The sequence below is a fragment of the Marinifilum sp. D714 genome, assembly GCF_030851345.1.
GTDB lineage: Bacteria > Bacteroidota > Bacteroidia > Bacteroidales > Marinifilaceae > Marinifilum.
Genome location: NZ_JALPNU010000016.1, coordinates 17,311 through 35,454, shown reverse-complemented (window position 1 = coordinate 35,454; position 18,144 = coordinate 17,311). Strand labels below are relative to the sequence as shown.

General features: G+C 33.8%; 15 protein-coding genes. 8 read left to right on the top strand and 7 right to left on the bottom strand.

Annotated features, from left to right (window positions below; all coding sequences use genetic code 11):
• Positions 1–44: 44 nt before the first annotated feature.
• From M0051_RS14035 to M0051_RS14025, 3 genes are all read right to left on the bottom strand, one after another.
• Entirely contained in the window at positions 45–647 is a 603-nt protein-coding gene (locus tag M0051_RS14035; protein WP_306742137.1) for an HD domain-containing protein, read from the bottom strand.
• A gap of 137 nt (positions 648–784) precedes the next feature.
• Positions 785–1,447 (bottom strand): DUF2461 domain-containing protein, encoded by a 663-nt coding sequence (locus M0051_RS14030; protein WP_306742136.1) that lies wholly within the window; start codon positions 1,445–1,447, stop codon positions 785–787.
• Positions 1,448–1,458: 11 nt separating this feature from the next.
• Positions 1,459–1,803, bottom strand: a complete 345-nt coding sequence (locus M0051_RS14025; protein ID WP_306742135.1) for a DsrE family protein — start codon at positions 1,801–1,803, stop codon at positions 1,459–1,461.
• A 303-nt stretch (positions 1,804–2,106) separates the two neighbouring features.
• On the opposite strand from M0051_RS14025, the gene M0051_RS14020 reads away from it, so the two are divergent.
• Genes M0051_RS14020 through M0051_RS14000 form a run of 5 tightly spaced genes read left to right on the top strand, consistent with a single transcriptional unit; the run spans position 2,107 to position 8,574 of the window.
• The gene (locus M0051_RS14020) at positions 2,107–3,279 is read left to right on the top strand and encodes a hypothetical protein (RefSeq protein ID WP_306742134.1); all 1,173 of its coding nucleotides are present in this window, start codon (positions 2,107–2,109) and stop codon (positions 3,277–3,279) included.
• Positions 3,280–3,312: 33 nt separating this feature from the next.
• Entirely contained in the window at positions 3,313–4,611 is a 1,299-nt protein-coding gene (locus tag M0051_RS14015) for a YaiO family outer membrane beta-barrel protein (RefSeq protein ID WP_306742133.1), read from the top strand.
• Between the two features lie 6 nt (positions 4,612–4,617).
• Positions 4,618–5,931, top strand: coding sequence for a CotH kinase family protein (locus M0051_RS14010; RefSeq protein WP_306742132.1), 1,314 nt, complete (start codon positions 4,618–4,620; stop codon positions 5,929–5,931).
• Positions 5,932–5,941: 10 nt separating this feature from the next.
• A complete protein-coding gene (locus M0051_RS14005) occupies positions 5,942–7,132 on the top strand; it encodes a HEAT repeat domain-containing protein (RefSeq protein ID WP_306742131.1) in 1,191 nt (396 codons plus the stop codon).
• Complete coding sequence (locus M0051_RS14000) at positions 7,129–8,574, top strand: glycosyltransferase (RefSeq protein WP_306742130.1); 1,446 nt, start codon at positions 7,129–7,131, stop codon at positions 8,572–8,574. The genes M0051_RS14005 and M0051_RS14000 overlap by 4 nt, the downstream gene beginning before the upstream one ends.
• On the opposite strand, the gene M0051_RS13995 is transcribed toward M0051_RS14000, so the two are convergent.
• The 4 genes from M0051_RS13995 to M0051_RS13980 all read right to left on the bottom strand — a co-directional run bounded on the left by M0051_RS13995 (position 8,571) and on the right by M0051_RS13980 (position 14,084).
• On the bottom strand, positions 8,571–11,576 hold the full coding sequence (locus tag M0051_RS13995) for an ABC transporter substrate-binding protein (RefSeq protein WP_306742129.1): 3,006 nt from the start codon (positions 11,574–11,576) through the stop codon (positions 8,571–8,573). The genes M0051_RS14000 and M0051_RS13995 overlap by 4 nt on opposite strands.
• A gap of 104 nt (positions 11,577–11,680) precedes the next feature.
• Complete coding sequence (locus M0051_RS13990; RefSeq protein WP_306742128.1) at positions 11,681–12,262, bottom strand: DUF3332 domain-containing protein; 582 nt, start codon at positions 12,260–12,262, stop codon at positions 11,681–11,683.
• A gap of 195 nt (positions 12,263–12,457) precedes the next feature.
• A complete protein-coding gene (locus M0051_RS13985; protein ID WP_306742127.1) occupies positions 12,458–13,699 on the bottom strand; it encodes an ammonium transporter in 1,242 nt (413 codons plus the stop codon).
• 37 nt (positions 13,700–13,736) lie between these two features.
• Positions 13,737–14,084, bottom strand: coding sequence for a P-II family nitrogen regulator (locus tag M0051_RS13980; RefSeq protein WP_306742126.1), 348 nt, complete (start codon positions 14,082–14,084; stop codon positions 13,737–13,739).
• Between the two features lie 809 nt (positions 14,085–14,893).
• Here M0051_RS13980 and hisG point away from each other — a divergent pair.
• The 3 genes from hisG to hisC are packed head-to-tail and all read left to right on the top strand — an operon-like array spanning position 14,894 to position 18,142.
• Positions 14,894–15,754 (top strand): ATP phosphoribosyltransferase, encoded by an 861-nt coding sequence (gene hisG / locus M0051_RS13975; protein ID WP_120239391.1) that lies wholly within the window; start codon positions 14,894–14,896, stop codon positions 15,752–15,754.
• A gap of 40 nt (positions 15,755–15,794) precedes the next feature.
• Positions 15,795–17,093, top strand: coding sequence for a histidinol dehydrogenase (gene hisD / locus M0051_RS13970; protein WP_306742125.1), 1,299 nt, complete (start codon positions 15,795–15,797; stop codon positions 17,091–17,093).
• Positions 17,090–18,142: a histidinol-phosphate transaminase gene (gene hisC, locus M0051_RS13965; protein ID WP_306742124.1), complete on the top strand. Its 1,053-nt coding sequence runs from the start codon at positions 17,090–17,092 to the stop codon at positions 18,140–18,142. The genes hisD and hisC overlap by 4 nt, the downstream gene beginning before the upstream one ends.
• Positions 18,143–18,144 lie beyond the last annotated feature (2 nt).

Here is an 18,144-nt window from a genome sequence, read left to right as displayed (position 1 = left end):
ATGGTCAAGTTCCTTTTGGCATAATATTCTAATATTTAGAGCTGCTATTTGCAATTACAGTGCGACAAAAAGTATTTCTTAAGGTTTTTTTCTTTTAGGAATTGAAGAACCTTTTTACCGTAGGTAGTAAAGTAACAATGATCTTTAAGGAACTCAAGATTCTTATCGCACCAATATTGTTTCGGTATTTCGGTTGAGGTAACCGTTTCCAGTTCCTTTAGTAAAGAAAAGCTTCTGGATTCATAATCATCTAAGCTGAGGTGATACATATCAGCATCGCAAAGAATTTTTTCAAGTTCATTTGCAGGTTGAGGAGGGTAGTGCGTAGCTAATATACAGTTGATAACCTTATTAATCTTGGAAGCAGGATAATGAATTTTGCTCAAGAATTCTTTTGCAATTTTAGTTCCGGCCTTTTCATGGCCAAAGTAAGTAACAGCATGACCTGAATCGTGAAACCATGCAGCAATAATTACAATTTCAGTATCACTTGTTGAAAGACCTGAATTTTTTGCAATTTCCTTACATGCTTCTACCACCTCTTTGGTATGCTTTAGGTTGTGGTAGCATAGGTTTTCGGGCAAGTCACATAACAAATCTGTGACAAATTCTTCAACTTTTAATATGTAGTATTTGCTGTCGTACATTTATTGCTTAATTCTGTAGCTAAGTAAGTTATGAATAGGCAGACAAAAAAATGTTTTCTATTAAAAGATGTTATTCTTTGTTAATTCGAAAAAAAACTTGGTTCTATTGGTTGAAACGACATTTCTTGAGTTTTGTTTTATAAATCTTGAACTATTTCGTTTAAGAATCGGTTCAGCGGATACAGTGCTTTGAAGGAATTGTCAATTTCTTTAACAAATTGATCAGAATTGACCGTTTGATCATCAATCATCTTAGAAACCGCATAGTGTTTGTAATTGAGTAAGTCGATATGTTCAAAGTCTTTTGGAAATCCTTTTGGAGCTGTTTTTAGTTTTTCTCCATACAATTCTGGAAAATGTTTTTTAAACTCTGCATTCTCAATGATTTCTTTAAATTCTTCAGGGTGATGAAAGATTTCATTTCGGATGGCTTTTAAAACATTTGAGGCAGGCATATAGCATCCACCACCAAGGAAACATTGTTCCGGTTCTATGTGTATATAATAGCCACCATAGCGACTTTTTCTTCCGTTTTGGGCAATAAAAGCTCCAAAGTTCGTTTTGTAAGGCCTTTTATCTTCCGAAAAACGAACATCTCTGAATATCCTAAACAGGCAATCTTTTGCGTTTGAACCAGAAACACTTGGATCAAAAGTTTTGATTTGCTCTATACTTAATTCAACGAAAAGTTGAAAATCCTTTTTTGCGGTTTCATACATTTTTTTGTTGGCATGAAACCAATCTCTGTTGTTATTCTCTCTGAGCTCTAATAGAAAATCAAATACAGATTTGTTAAGCATTTTAATACGATTTAGAATGTAATTACTTTATAGTCTTTTTGTAAATATTGAGTTAATGGTTTTCCCATGTATTTTACCTCAATACCAATTTCAGAGAGTTTATCCGAAACCTTATACATATCAGCACAAGCCTTGCAAGCATATACTTTTATTCCTACTTCTTTCATTTTTTTAATGTATTCTTGAAGATCGGTGTCTTCACTAAGAAGTTTCGACGATGGCCCCCAAATTATAAAATTTATTTCGTCCCACCATCCAAATTTTGCAGCATTATAGGCATACATGAAAACCATTTTTTCAGCTACTTCTTTATCAGCACTTGTCCAAACTACTGCAAGTTTATTGTTTTGATTCATTTTAATGTTAGAAGATTGAGAAAGATTATTTTTTGCACTACAATTTACCAACGAATTTGTACTGAAAAAAACTGTCAAAACGAAAACTAATAAAATCTTATTCATGGATGATTAAATTTATTTAATAAATCAAAAAAAAACGTTTAAATAAAAAAAAGTATTCTTTAAAAATGTGTTGATTAATTAAATAGGAAAATAGTCATTATATGGATTAATTAAAAATACTTATCAAAAAAGTATAACTTATTTATGAAACTTTCCGTTATAAGGGTGAATAATAAGTATTTTTAATATAAAAATTAAATGTGGAAGTTAGTTCGAACATTGGTTTTTCTTATTTTAATTATTCCAGTAATTTCATGGGTTTCATGGAAACTGGAAAAAAAGAGACCCATAAATTTACTTGTAATTGATAAGACAACTCCGGAAAAGGATTTCTCGGAACACTTGTCTTTTTTCTGGGTAGCCAACCAAAGTAAGTGGGTTAAGCCAAATAGAGAAGAGTATGATTATGCGAAAGATTTTCTAGGCTTTCATCCTGATGAAAAGGGCCAATATGTAATAAAGGACTTAAAGGTATATGGCAAGGAAAGTAGTGCAAAGCTAGCTGATTCATTAGATGTAGTATTTTTTGCAGATACATATGGTATTTACAATTCCAACTGGAAAGATCATCCTGATTATGGCAAAGATACCATCTCACTTTTTTACGGCGGGCTGCAGGCGGAAGAATTTAATCTGCTTCGTGAATTAAAAAGAAAAGGAAAAACAATAATCGCTGAATTTAATCTCTATGCTTCTCCTACATCTCCAGTAATCCGAAAGCAAACCGAACAGCTATTGGGAATTAAATGGAGTGGTTGGGTCGGAAAATATTATCAAACTTTGGATACATTGATGGATCCGGAGATTCCTAAGTGGATACCTGATTTATATCGTAAGAACTATAATTCAGAATATCATTTTCGAAAAGGAGGAATTGTTTTAGTAAAAAACAGGGAGCAGATTATCATTTTGGAACAGGATGTACACCTGAATGAAAGATTTCCAATTCTAAGATCTTCCTTAAGTACTCAATTGGAGTACAATGTGCCAGAGGAAGTTTACTATCCATTTTGGTTTGATATTCATGAAACAGATGACCGAAATCATGTGCTGGCAAATTTTGAGATTGACGTGAATAAAAAAGGGAAACATTTATTAGATTCTTTAAAAGTACCAAATAAGTTTCCAGCAATTATTGAACATGATGAGGATTATAGATTCCTTTATTTTGCTTGTGATTTCTCAGATAACAAAATGGGGATTTATTCCTCCTATTTCCGAGGAATTGAAAATATCAGTAGTGCTTTTTACAGCCCGTATCAAATTAAAGATAGAAAAATGTTCTTTTGGAAATATTATCGACCATTTATGTCGACGGTAATGGATAGTATTAGTGAAAGGCAGGAACGCAAAAAGAAATATTTGGATTGAAATTCTTATAGGATATAACTGAATAAATTGAATATGATTAAACTTTTATCTCTCTCATTAGTGATTTCTTTTACTTGGATGTGTTCAATAAATTTGAATGCTCAGGAAATTGATACGCTTAATTCAAAGAATTTTATTACTGAGTTTAAGGAAGCACAAAGGCTTGCATTTGATGGAAATAGATCAGAGGCAAGAAGTATTTGTTATAAGATACTTAAAGGTCAGCCAAACTTTTATGATGCCAGAATTCTAATAGGAAGAACATTTGCATGGGATAAAAGTTATGCTGAGGCAAGAAAAGAATTGCAATTGGTTCTGGATAAAGATTACGATAATAAAGATGCAATATCTGCATTGATTGATTTGGAAAAGTGGTCTGGAGAGCTTGCTAAAGCATTGTTTTATTGTGAATACGGACAATCTTTTTATCCCAGAGAGGAAGATCTCTTAATCAAGAAAATTAAAATTCAGCAAGAAATGGGTTTGGATGCTAAATCTTTGCAAACCATAAATGAGCTGTTGGAAATTAATCTTGGAAATGCTGAGGGAATCAAACTTTTTAAGGCTTACAAATCTGCTACAAGGAAGTATTCGTTAATTGTGAAGCATGATTTTGAGCACTTTGAAGAGCCATATGTGCGAAGGTGGCATGTCAGTTCATTTCAAGTTTCAAGAAGAAATTCCTGGGGAAGTTTAATTGGAAAAGTAAATGTAGGAGATTTGGTAAAGGAAGGAGAAGGCTTGTGGTCCAATGAAATTTCCAAGCAGTTTGAAATAGATGCTTATCCACGTATTTCAGCAAGCAATTACATGTACCTGAACTATGGATACTCTCCAGATAATTTATTTCCTGAACATAGAGCTGGAGCTGAATTTTATCAGAAATTACCTGCGAAGTTTGAAGCATCAGCGGGCGTCCGTTTTTTAAGATTTGATGGAAGTGCTGGCCACAAAAATGTGTACATCTACACAGGTTCGGTTGGAAAGTACTACAGAAATTATTGGTTCTCATTGCGTGGATATTTTACTCCAAAGGATAGTGATGTTTCAAGATCCGTGTTCTTTATTACAAGGAGATATTTGCGAGATGCCAAGCAATATATTGGATTGGAGTTGGGAACTGGAACATCTCCGGATGAAGCAAGAGGAAATGTGTCGAATTTTGACACTTATAAATATGATAGCTGGAAAGTTCGATTGGCATATCAAGATCAGTTAATTGATAAAAGATTAACCTATTTGTTGCGTGCCGGTTACGAAAGAGAGGAATATGAAGTAAATGAAAAAAGACGCATACTTACTTTCTCAGTGAAATTGTCGTATCAACTGTAAATGAAAATGATGAAGTCTGTACTCATATTGTTGTGCTGTGTTGTTGTAAGTTCTGGTGTATTTGGTTCAAATAATCAGGACAAGAATAAGAGTGTGGCTGGAGGTGAAATATTTGGAAGTGAAAAAATTCATGAGATAAGAATTAACTTTTTGCAATGTTCTGCATGGGATTCATTGGTCAATCATAAAGATATTCGTGACTCTTTAAATTTGAATAGGTATTTGCAGGGAAATGTAGAGGTGAATGGAAAGAAACTTTTTGCCTGTGGAGTAAGAATAAAAGGAGAGTCGTCATATGATTTCTATCCAGGAAGGAAGAAATCTTTGAAAATAAATTTTGGGAAGTACATTAAAAAGCAAAAGCTAGATGGTTTAAAAACCATTAATCTGAATAATGCTTTTAAGGATCCCACTTTTATGAGAGAAAAAATATACCTGGATTTTATGAGATCGGAGGGATTGCCTGTTCCAAGATCTACTTACGCAAATGTATATGTAAATGACGAGCTGTTTGGTTTGTATGTGTTGGTTGAAGAAATCAATAAAGGTTTTGTAAAAAGAAATTTTGGGAACAAGAATGGTGCATTTTTTAAAGGAGAGCCCAATGCAAGTTTGCTTTACATAGGCGATAATCAGTTGGATTACGAACGATCTTATAAGATAAAATCAAAGGATAGAAAAGACTATCAGGTATTGATGGATTTTATTAAAACGCTTGATGGCTGTGTTAAAATGGATCAGAATGCTTTAAAATATCTAGAAGAGGTTTTTGATGTTTATGAATGCTTAAAAGTATTTGCAATAACCAGCTTGTTTATGAATGTTGATGCTATGAATTTGTTACATCGTCATAATTACTATTTGTATAAGAGTACTTTAGATCATCAGTTTAAATGGATTCCTTATGATGGAAATTATGCATTTTGTGCATTTAGTTCAAAGTTTACGATGCATGAGGCGGAGAATTTAAGTGTTTATTTTATGAATGACAGGTATGAAAACTCCTTGATGAAAACTGTTTTCGGAATTAAAAAATACCGTGAATTTTATACAAACTATATAAAGGAGTTACTGAATGAAAAGTTTACAACAGATTATTTAGAGCCTAAAATTGATAGGCTTTCCATTGCGCTTAGAAAGCATGTTTATCAGGATACAATGAAAATGTATAGCAATTCAGAATTCGAGAAGAATCTGATGATACATTTGGGAGATGAGTTGGATCCGGGAGCATTCATTCCAGGGTTAAAGACTTTCGCAAAAAAGAGAGTCCAAGCTGTACGAAGAGAACTAAATATTAAAAGAAAGAACAGAAATTAGAGTGTTATTATTGGATCAGCATATTATTCTATTTGACTTTCAGGAATTGGTGAGTTCAACTCCAGATCTCTTGTTTATTGTCTTCGATTTTGTAGGTAATATAATCGATCGGATACAGGCTGTGATCAATTATTTTTTTGAGAGATTGCCATATAATGCATTGAATCGGTTGATTGTATACATGATACTGGTCTTTTTTGTGTCGTTGATTGTATTGTTGCCAACAATTATAATCTCAAAATTATACTTGGCTTATCAAAAGACAAGATACAATCAAATTCATGTAAAATATTCTCAGGCTATTATAGCTTACTTAATAGGAAATAAAGAAGCCAATGAAATCTGTAATAGGAATAAGCTAAAATCAAGCCGCTTCCATCGGAATGTAATGATTGGTGTTTTGATGGCAATTGATAAAGCTGAAAACAAGACTGTGAGTGATAAGATAAGAGCTGTGTATCTGGATTTAGAATTAAATCAAGAATCAATTCGAAAGCTGGATAAGTTTTCTTGGAACAAAAAGATTTTCGGAATTCGAGAATTAAGTCATATGAGAGTTAAGTCCGAGAATCAGAAAATTATTTCTTTTCAGCAGAAAAACAATGATGTATTGAGGATAGAATCACAAATGGGATTAATGAAACTCTTGCCCTTTGTTCCTTTTGCATTTTTGGATTCGCAGGAGAAGCCTTTTACGGTTTGGGAGCAAATTAATGTATTTGATTTGATACGAAAAAACAGGATTGAAATTCCTGAGTTTCATTTGTGGTTGGATCATTGGAATGATTCGGTAGTAATGTTCTGTTTGGATATGATTAGAGTATTGAAACAAAAGCAAGCCGCACCAAAGGTTTTAGAATTGATAAATCATGATAATGACTTTGTAAAGGGAAAAGTGATTAAAACATTAATTGATCTGGAAAGTTATGAGGCAATTGCAAAGCTTAAGGAAATGTATCATTTGGAAGAGTTGCCAAATCAATTAAATATTCTTAGATCCATTGGACAGTTAAAAATGGAATCGGAAATAAACTTTTTGGAAGATAAACTGAAAAGCGATGAATTTAAGATTAGGATGGAGGCATGTAAATCAATTGCAAAAATTGGAGAAATAGGTGTAGCCAGACTTAATGTTTTATTTGTAAATGCTGATGAAGAATTACAAGGGATAATCAACCACGTATTAGATCCTAGAATATGAATTACGACGAGTTAATAAGGTTTATTAGTTATTTTTTGGATAAGATATTTATATCTTATGCATTCTTATTGATATTTAGTTATACAGCACTGAGTATTGTGTCGGGTATTGCCTTAAATTACTATCTAAAAAAGAATAGTTTTGTCGATTATAGTGTGATTCTTGATTCTCCTCTTGCTCCTTCGGTTTCAGTTTTGGTTCCTGCCTTTAACGAAGCAAAAACAATAGTTGATAATGTAGAGTCTATTTATACAATACATTACAATAACTTCGATGTAATTGTTGTAAATGATGGAAGCACGGATACCACTTTTGAAGAGTTAAAAGAAGCATTCAAGTTAGAGCGAGTTAATTTTGCAATCAATCATGAGATAGAAACAAAAGGGGTTCGAGGAGTTTACAAGTCGAAGCTTGAGACTTATTCAAATTTAATAGTTGTTGATAAAGAGAATGGAGGAAAGGCCGATGCTTTAAATGCAGCGATTAATGTTTCTGATAAGGATTTATTTATGGCTATAGATGCTGATTCGATTTTGGAACCTGATGCCGTATTAAAGTTGGTAAAACCATTCTTGGAAAGAACAGATAGAAGAGTAATAGCAGCAGGTGGTGTTGTTCGTATTGCAAATTCGTGCGTAATTGAAAATGGTAGAATAGCAGAGGTTTGTGTGCCAAATAATTTGCTCGCCAGAATGCAGGTTTTGGAATATACAAGATCATTTTTAATGGGGCGAATGGCTTGGGCCAAATTAGATGGTTTGATTATTATTTCTGGTGCCATGGGAATGTTCGAACGCGATGTAGTCGTGCAGAGTGGAGGATATGCTCATACTATAGGAGAAGATATGGAGTTGGTGGTGCGAATCCGCCGTTACATGTCGGAGCAAAGAGAAAAGTACAAAATAGAATATGTGCCTGATCCTTTGTGTTGGACTGAGGCTCCTGCAGATGTTTCTACTTTTGGTCGCCAAAGAAGCAGATGGACTAGAGGTACGATAGAAACCTTAACCGATCATTCAAAAATCTTCTTTTCACCGAGGTATGGAGCAATGGGGATGCTTGGATATCCATTTTGGTTTTTGTTTGAATGGTTGGCTCCGTTGGTCGAAGTTTTAGGTATTATCTATGCCATTATTCTTTATTTTACTGGAAATTTAAGCTTGAATTTTATTCTGATTACATTTCTTTTTGTATATACATTTGCCTTGTTTTTTACAACTTGGGCAATACTCTACGAAGAATTAACCTTCCATAGGTACGAAAAGAAAGGAGACGTATTTAGATTATGGATAGCAGCTCTTCTCGAGCCATTTATATTGCACCCAATATCTCTATTTTTCTCCATAAAAGGCAATATTCAATATGCCATGGGAAATCGAAAATGGGGTAAAATGGAACGTAAGGGTTTCAAACACAAGCAAAAATCAAAATCGAAAGTTTAAATGCTGGCCAATAAGAATTGATCTATTCTATTTAATAATTTTTCTGGATTTAAAGGTTTTGAAAAAAAGTCATTACAACCTGCCGATAAAGCTAGTCTTTTATCACTTTCTGATGCGTAGGCAGTTTGCGCAATAATAGGTGTATTCTTGAGATACTTTCTGATTTCTTTAGTAGCGTCCAGTCCATTCATTTCAGGCATCTTAATATCCATTAAAATCAAGTCTGGTTGGTATCCTGATTCGCATAATTTTACAGCCTCTTTGCCATTTTTACTTAAGGTGATGTTTGCACCGGTATTATCTAGCAATTCTTTTAGAAAATTAATGTTTATATCAACATCATCTACAATAAGAATTTCCTTACCACTCCAGGAGAATCTATTTTGTTGATTGTTGTTTTCTATTACTTCTATTTCTTTTTCTTGTATTGGAATATAAAATTGAAATTTAGAACCTTTATTTTGATTAGATTCTAGTTCTAATTTTCCATCCAAAAGTTCAATAATACCTTTTGAAATAGGTAAACCTAGACCAACTCCTCCAAATTGTCTTGTATATACATTTTCTATTTGGCCAAAGCGTTCAAATATAATGGAATGCTTTTCTTTAGGTATTCCTATTCCTGAATCTTCGACAACGAAAAATAATTTTGATTCGCTTAAATGAGTACTAATTCTAATGTATCCTTCTTTTGTGAATTTAAGAGCATTATTGATCAGATTAATTAAAACTTGTTTAATCTTTCCAAGATCAGACTCAATTTTATCCAATTCTTTTGGAACATGATTGATGAATGAAATTTCTAGATTTTCTTTCTGATATTTTGGTTTTTCAATTATAAATAATGTTTCAAGATCATTAAATAGTTTTGAAATGGAAAAAGTGCTTTTTATTACTTTCAATTGATTGACTTCTAAATAGGATATGTCTATTATGTTGTTTATGATTTCCAATAGCTGACACCCATTTTGATTCAAAATATCAATATACTGTTCCTTTTTGGCTTGAGATAGATTTTCTTTTAATAATAATTGACTAAAACCTAATATCCCATTCATGGGAGTTCGGATTTCATGACTCATATTGGCAAGAAATGCTGATTTTAACCGATCACTTTCTTCTGCTTTTTCAAGTGCAGCTTTTAGTTTATTTTCGGCTTGTTTTAGTGGAGAAGTATCTATAAGAAATCCCAAGAATTCATCATTATGAATTTTCACAGCACTAATAAATGCCGGGAATTTTCTATTTTCAACAGACTTAACCATAACTTCTCCTTGAATTTTTCCTGACTCCAAAAGTTGTTTCATCATCTCAACGTTTTTTGCGAGCTGCCACGAAGAGAAAAAATCTTTTATGTAGTAATTAATTTCCTCAGATTCTACAATATCCAAGAGCTTTAGAAAGGCAGGGTTTGCAAACTTTACTTTGGTTTTTTTATCGAATATTACGAGGCCATTTGGAGATTCTTCGATGTAGGTTCTAAGTTTGTATTCGCTTGCGATTAAGGCCTGCTCTATCTCTATTCTTTTGCTAATATCATTCATCAGCCAAATTTCTTTACCATCGAAACGGTAGGCGTGAAATTCAACTTGTTTTATTTTCCCTGATTTCGTAATAATGGATGTGATTGTTGGATTTTTAAAATTCTTTGATTTGTTAGTCTTGTAAATTTGATAATTTATCTCTTTCTGATCTCTGTAAATGGCAGTAAACCAAGAATTAATATCGGGAGTGTCTTCATTGGTATATTCGGTTATTTCAAAGGCTTTTTTATTGGTAAACAAAACATCCCCTTCAACGAGAATAGCTCCGGAAGGTAAGTTTTCAATAACCTCTCTAAAACGTTTTTCAGATTTAATTAATTCCTCATTTTTCAGCCTAATATTAGCAGTTTGTCGGTCAACAGCTTTTTTTAATTGTTTATTGAAAATGTATAGATACAGTGAAATTATTACAACAATCGATATTGTTATAATAGATGTGATTAGTGCCCATTTTAACCATGTTGGAGTTTTAAATTGCTCTTGTTTATAAATAAAACCACTTAAATCATAATTAGTAGAAACCATTCCCATTTGAGCACAAATTCTTGCAATATTATCCAGTCTACCTGGATTAATATGACCAATTTCTACATAATCATTTAAAATTAACTCTTGAATTTGTTTTGCTTCAAATTGAAGGTGCTTTTTACTTTTTTTAACTCCATAGGTATTAATGAGTATATCAATGATTTCATCTTGATTTTTTAAAGCATATTCCCAGCCTTTTTTTGTGGCTCGAATAAATGCATCAACTCGTTTCGGGTTATTTTTAACTTCATTTTCAGTAGTAAATATTCCATCACCGTAAAAGTCAATACCATAGTTTTGAGGGTAAATGATTGTGTAATCTATTCCTTGCTCACTTAAGAAATAAGGTTCGTTAGTTGAGTAGGCATTTAAAACATCTGTTTTACCCGTAATTAAATCATTAATATCATAGGAGGTGGTTAATCTAAGTATATTGTCTAAAGGAATTCCTTCTTTGTAGAAAATAGCTAAGAGTTCAGGATCTCTATATTCGTCCAGAAGCATTACCCGTTTGTTGATAAGGTCATGGGCTGTATTTATCCCTGATTTTTTTAGGCTAAGGAATATTGATGGTGAACTTTGAAAGATAGAGGCTAGAAGAACAACTGGTTTGTTATTAATACGCTCAATAAGGATATCATTTGCACCTACACCATATTCAGCATCGCCCTGCAAAACAATTTCTACTGCGTTAACCGTCCCACCTTCTAAAAGTTCTACATCTAAACCTTCATTCTTATAAAATCCTTTATGTAATGCAGCATAATATCCGGCAAATTGAAATTGGTGATAATATTTTAGCTGTAATCTGATTTTATCAAAGTTCGGAGCTTTTTTGGGGTCGCTGGCTTGAGCATTAACAGCAAGCAAAAAAAAAGCAAAGATTAAGATCAGATTAAAAGAGAGGAATGATATTGGTGATTTGTTCATATTAACAGCATTTAACGTGCTGTCAATAAAGTTACATTTATAGTATGGAGCATCAAAATTTTGAGAAAGAAAAATCCCCGACTTTCAATAGTCGGGGAGGAATGTTATTTCATTGCCCAATTGATGGAGTTGGAATTAACCTGTTCTTTAATAAGTGCTAAATCATAGCTGTTTGGGTTAACTTGAATCATCTCGCCATTTGGCTTGTAGATTTCTATTAGGTTAGCTTCTTCATTTAAACTAACTAGTTTTTGTAATTCTTTATCTCCATCTTTTAGGCTCCAGCTTGAGCTAGTTGGATCGTATACCAATTCAGCATAATTGCCTTTGTTAGGACCTTGTAGTTGTTCGATGTGAAATTTATTTTTTGTAGCTGTTATTCTGTATTTTTTACCGTCTTTTTTCACAATCTGAACATCTTTTTCACCTTCTTTCATTGCTACAGGATTATCTCCAGACCAAAACTCAATGGTATTTAAAACTAATCCATCAACCAGAACAGCAACCTCGTAAACAGGAATTACAACAAATGCAAAAAATACCAATGCATTTGTAAATTTATCTCCTACAGTACCATTCCATTCATGAAGGTTTTTGGTCAAACGAAACGGTCCGTAACAGCCAGTTTGTCCAATACTAAGAGTGAAGAATAGACAAGCTAATAAGAAAACATTAATCTTTTTCATGTTCATCAATTTAATTTATTAATATGTGTTTTTTAAGTTTTTTCTTTCTGCAAAAGAACGTCAAATAAAATTAAATATTGTCATTCATTTTGTTTTTGCTCTCATGAAATTACAAAGTTTTTTTTTATTAAAAAAGATGATGGAAGAATCTTACTTCACATCATCTTTATTGAGAAACGAGTATTTGTTTGGTAATTAATGGTATGCTTTTTCACCGTGTTCGTAAATATCTAAACCTTCTTCTTCAACAATTGCAGGAACTCTAAGACCAATTGATTTGTCTAGCATTTTGAAGAGAATATAAGCAGTTCCTAAAGCCCAGGCTGCAATGCTTACAACACCTAAGGCTTGAATACCAAGTAGTTTAAAACCACCGCCATGTAATAGTCCACCATCAGTGGCAAAAATTCCTACTAAAAGAGTTCCTAATGCTCCATTCACGCCATGTACAGTAATTGCACCTACAGGATCATCAATTTTAAGTTTCTTGTCGACAAACTCAACTGAAAATATAAGAGTAATACCTGCCAAAATACCAATTACAATTGCAGCATGAGGCGTTACAATATCACATCCGGCAGTAATGGCAACAAGTCCCGCCAATGCACCATTTAAAGTTAAGGAAAGTGTAGGGCGTTTATATCTCATCCAGCTTACTGCAAGTGCTGCAAGAGTTCCGCCAGCTGCTGATAAGTTGGTTGTTAAAAAGATATGAGAAATGGCAAGGGTATTATCCGATCCAGAGGCAGCCAGCTGAGAGCCAGCATTAAATCCAAACCATCCGAACCATAGGATAAATACTCCGAGAGCTGCAAAAGTTAAGTTATGTCCTGGTATTGCATTTGCTTTCCCATTGTATTTACCTATACGTGGTCCGATAAGGGCAGCACCTACCAATCCCATCCATGCACCAACTGAATGGACAACACTTGAACCTGCGAAATCGTGGAAGCCAAGATTGCTTAACCAACCGCCACCCCATACCCAGTGCCCGGAAATAGGATAAATAATTGCTGTGGTGATTATACTAAAAAATAGATAGGTTTTAAATTCAGTTCTTTCTGCTACAGCACCTGATACAATTGTTGCTGCCGTGGCTGCAAATACGGTCTGAAACATTAGAAATGAATAGTCAATTTCGGGGCTTGATTCTTCCAGAAAGGGAAGCTTTCCAATGAATCCTCCTATATCAGAACCAAACATTAAGGCGTAGCCAATTAAGAAAAATGAAATTGATCCAACACCAAAATCCAACATGTTCTTCATTAGGATGTTTGCCGTGTTCTTTGCTCTTGTAAAGCCAGCTTCTGCCATTGCAAATCCAGGCTGCATAAACATTACTAAAGCAGCAGAAAGTAGTACCCAAACTACATCTAATGAATGACTCGTTGCTGTAACTGTTGACTGTATTGTGTTTAAACTTAGAGTTTCTTCCATGATAATAATTTAATTTCGTGAATAATTAATGCTAGCTCTATTCTTCATCATATAAGGAGCGATCGCCAGAATCTCCTGTTCTGATTCTATAGGCATCAAGAACTTCATAGATGAAAATTCTTCCATCTCCTATTTCACCTGTAAATGCATTTTCACGAATGCTAACAATACAGCTATCTACAAATTTGTCTCTTACTATAAATGATATCATAGTTCTTTCGATACTACTGGTATCATATTTAACGCCTCGGTATACTCTTTTTTCCACCGATTTTCCTACACCTCTTACATCCCAAAATGTCAGGTAGTCGATGCCTATTTCGTGTAGTCCTTTCTTAACGTCTTCAAATTTAGTTTTGCGAATAATCGCTTCGATCTTTTTCATAAATTTTTCTATTATAAGATTTTAATTTCATTGAGTCTTCTAGTTTGAAACACCGAGGTTCCCCGGATTAAGGAGCCTCGGGTTTCGTATTTAGACCAAGCGTAAATTCGACTGTTGTCGAAAAATTGAAGAAATTGACAGTTTTTGATGTCTTGAATAAAGCAGGTGTGCTTTATCTTCTGAATTCCGAAAATTGATTTTCATGTGGTTAATAATGGTTTTTAATAATAGTTAGCAATTTTAGTTTTTTCTTAAGCAACCCATTCTTAAAAAAGGGGGGTGTATTAAATAATTGTGGTTTTTTAATAAATACACCTGGTATTTTTAGGGGTTGCTTTTGTAAAAGTATTAAAAATATCATACTAACAAATAAAAATGAGGGGTTCTTTTCTCGAAAAGTGCATTTTTTTTTAATTATATCGTTTTCGAAGAGGGGGTGTGTCGAATTATTTTGTTTTTTTAGAGAATATCCCTGTGAAATAATGGGGGTGAGTTTGAAAATAGAGAAATTTGTGTGATGTTGTTTTAGAATAGAATCTATGTTGCTAAATCGTTAACTTTTCAATATTCTTGAAAAAAAGATTTGTCTGAAAAAAAATAAATGCTAATCTTTGCTCCACACAAAAAGAACAAAAATGAAGTTTATTGCATTACATCATCGTCATCATCATTTTACTTACCCGCAGGTGAGCTGACGATGTTATGCCTTATTCTAAAAGATATTTTAACTAACATTATTAATGCCCGCCTGATTCAGGTGGGCATTTTTTTTACCCATAATGGATCAGGAGGTCTCAAAATTTTAAATCATGGGTGAAAAATTAAAAATTGCAGTTCAAAAGTCAGGAAGACTTAAAGAAGATTCTCTTAAAATCCTTAAAGAATGTGGAATTTCCATCGACAATGGAAAAGATCAGTTAAAAGCCAGTGCCTTTAACTTTCCATTGGAAGTTTTGTATCTTAGGAATTCAGATATTCCTCAGTATGTGGAGGATGGAGTGGCTGATATTGCTATTGTAGGTGAAAATGTTGTAATAGAAAAACAAAAAGAACTTGAAATACTACAGAAGCTTGGTTTTTCGAAATGTAGGTTGGCAATGGCATTGCCAAAGGATGTTGAATACAATGGTCTGGAGTATTTTAATGGTAAAAGGATAGCTACATCCTATCCAAATTCTTTACAGCTATTTCTTGATGAGAATAATTTGAATTGCGATATACACGTTATTTCTGGTTCAGTTGAAATAGCTCCTAATATTGGCTTGGCAGATGGGATTTGCGATCTTGTAAGTTCAGGCAGTACTTTATTTAAAAACGGATTACGAGAAGTAGAGCAAATTCTAAAATCAGAAGCTTGTTTGGTTGCCAATAAAAATATGTCTGGTATAAAACAGGCCATTCTGGATAGACTAATGTTCCGATTGAAATCTGTTTTGGCAGCAAAGAACAATAAATATATTCTTTTGAATGCTCCAAATGAGAAGGTCAATGATATCATCGAAGTATTACCTGGAATGAAAAGTCCTACGATTATGCCATTGGCCCAGGAAGGATGGAGTTCTTTACACTCTGTAATTAACGAAAATGACTTTTGGGGAGTGATTGATCAGTTAAAATTGAATGGTGCCGAAGGTATTTTAATCATCCCAATTGAAAAGATGGTACTATAAATTAAACAGGAAAAGACTATTAATCACAGAATATTTAATCATGCAAGTAATAAAATACCCCAATAAAAAAGACTGGAAGGCGATTTTGTCACGTCCTTTGATTGATAATGATGATTTGGAGGATGTTGTAAACCAAATTTTTAATGAGATAAAAACTAGTGGAGATAAGGCTCTGAGAAAATATACCTGGCAGTTTGATAATATTAAAATTGATAAGCTTGAGATTAGCCGGGAGGAAATTGATAAAGCTGAGGAACTGCTAAGTTCGGAATTAAAAGATGCTTTATTGGTTGCTGCCAATAACATTAAAAAGTTTCACGCGGCACAATGTCAGGAAACTGAAATTATCGAAACCACCAAAGGTGTTGAGTGTTGGAGAAAAGCTACGCCAATAGAACGAGTGGGATTATATGTTCCGGGAGGAAGTGCTCCTTTGTTTTCTACCGTTTTGATGTTGGGAATTCCGGCAAAACTGGCAGCTTGTAAGGAGGTTGTTTTGTGCACACCACCGGGTAAGGAGGGTAAGATTGATCCGGCAATTCTATACGCCAGTAAATTGGTTGGGGTAGATAAAGTCTTTTGTGTAGGTGGAATTCAGGCTATCGGGGCAATGGCATTTGGAACAGAAAGTATTCCTAATGTGTATAAAATTTTTGGTCCGGGAAATCAATTTGTTACTGCTGCAAAGCAGAGGGTAAGCAAATTGGGTGTGGCAATTGACATGCCTGCAGGCCCTTCTGAAGTATTGGTTTTAGCAGATGAAAGTGCGAATCCCGAGTTTATTGCTTCCGACTTGTTATCACAAGCTGAACACGGGGCAGATAGCCAAGTGATTTTTGTGACCTGGGAAGAATCATTAGTTAAAGAAGTTCAGTTGGCAGTTGATAGGCAGTTAAACAAGCTTTCTCGAAAAGAGATTGCCGAGCAGGCCTTACAGAATTCTAAAATTATTTTGGTTTCTTCATTGGATGAAGCATTGGACTTGAGTAATGAATATGGTCCTGAACACCTTATTGTATCTGTAAAGGATGAAGGAAAATGTGTAGACAATATATTGAATGCAGGTTCAGTGTTTTTAGGAAATTATACACCAGAAAGTGCGGGTGATTATGCTTCAGGTACAAACCACACATTGCCTACCAATGGATTTGCTAAGTCCTTTTCAGGTGTAAGTCTTGAATCTTTTATGAAGAGTATTTCATTTCAAAAGATTAGTGAAAAAGGTTTACTTGAGCTGGGACCAGTAATTGAGGTAATGGCAAAAGCTGAGCAATTGGATGCTCACTGTAATGCAGTAAGTGTGCGTTTGCAAAAATTGAGAGAGGAGGTCAAAGGATGAATACAACATTTACACTTGATAATCTGATTCGACAGAATGTGAAACAATTGGTTCCATACTCTTCTGCTCGCGATGAATTTTCGGGCAATGGCTCTGTTTTTATCGATGCTAATGAAAATCCATACGAAAATGGAGTCAACCGTTATCCAGATCCCTTGCAAAATCAATTGAAAAAAAGATTAACTCAACTAAAAGGAGTTTCTCCAACAAGAATGATTCTTGGAAATGGAAGTGATGAGGTAATTGATCTATTGTTTAGAGCATTTTGTGAGCCTAATAAAGACAATGTTGTGATTTGTACACCTACTTACGGAATGTACGAGGTGGCAGCCAATGTTAATGCAATTGAAATTAAAGAAGCTCCTTTAGATAAGGATTTCCAACCCAATATTGATTTGGTAATGGATCTCTCGGATGAGAACTCCAAGATGTTGTTTTTGTGTTCACCTAATAATCCGACTGCAAACCTGTATGATGAAGATAGGATTGTTCAACTCCTGAAAGTATTTCCAGGGATTGTAATTGTTGATGAGGCTTACATTGATTTTGCTCCTGGTAAATCAGTCCTGGATAAGTTGGAAGAATATCCAAATTTGGTAATTCTTCAAACTTTGTCGAAAGCTTGGGCTATGGCCGGAATTCGATTAGGAATCGGTTTTGCATCAGAAGAGATTGTTAAAGTGTTGAATCGCATTAAGCCGCCATATAATGTAAATAGCCTAACACAAACAAAAGCATTGGAATTGCTTGATGATGAGGCGAGGTATTTAAATCAGGTGAACGAAATTTTACAAGACAGGCAAGTGTTAAGCAAGTATCTTTCCGGTTTATCATATGTGGAAAAGATTTATCCAACAGATGCTAATTTTATTTTGATTAAGGTGAATGATGCCAAAGAGCTATACAATTATCTATTGGAAAAAGGAATAATTATTAGAGATCGTTCAAAGATTGTTGGCTTGGAAAATTGTGTAAGAATAAGCATTGGCACCCAAGAAGAAAATAAGCTATTGTGCAAATCATTAAACGAATACAACTCTAAATTTTAAGC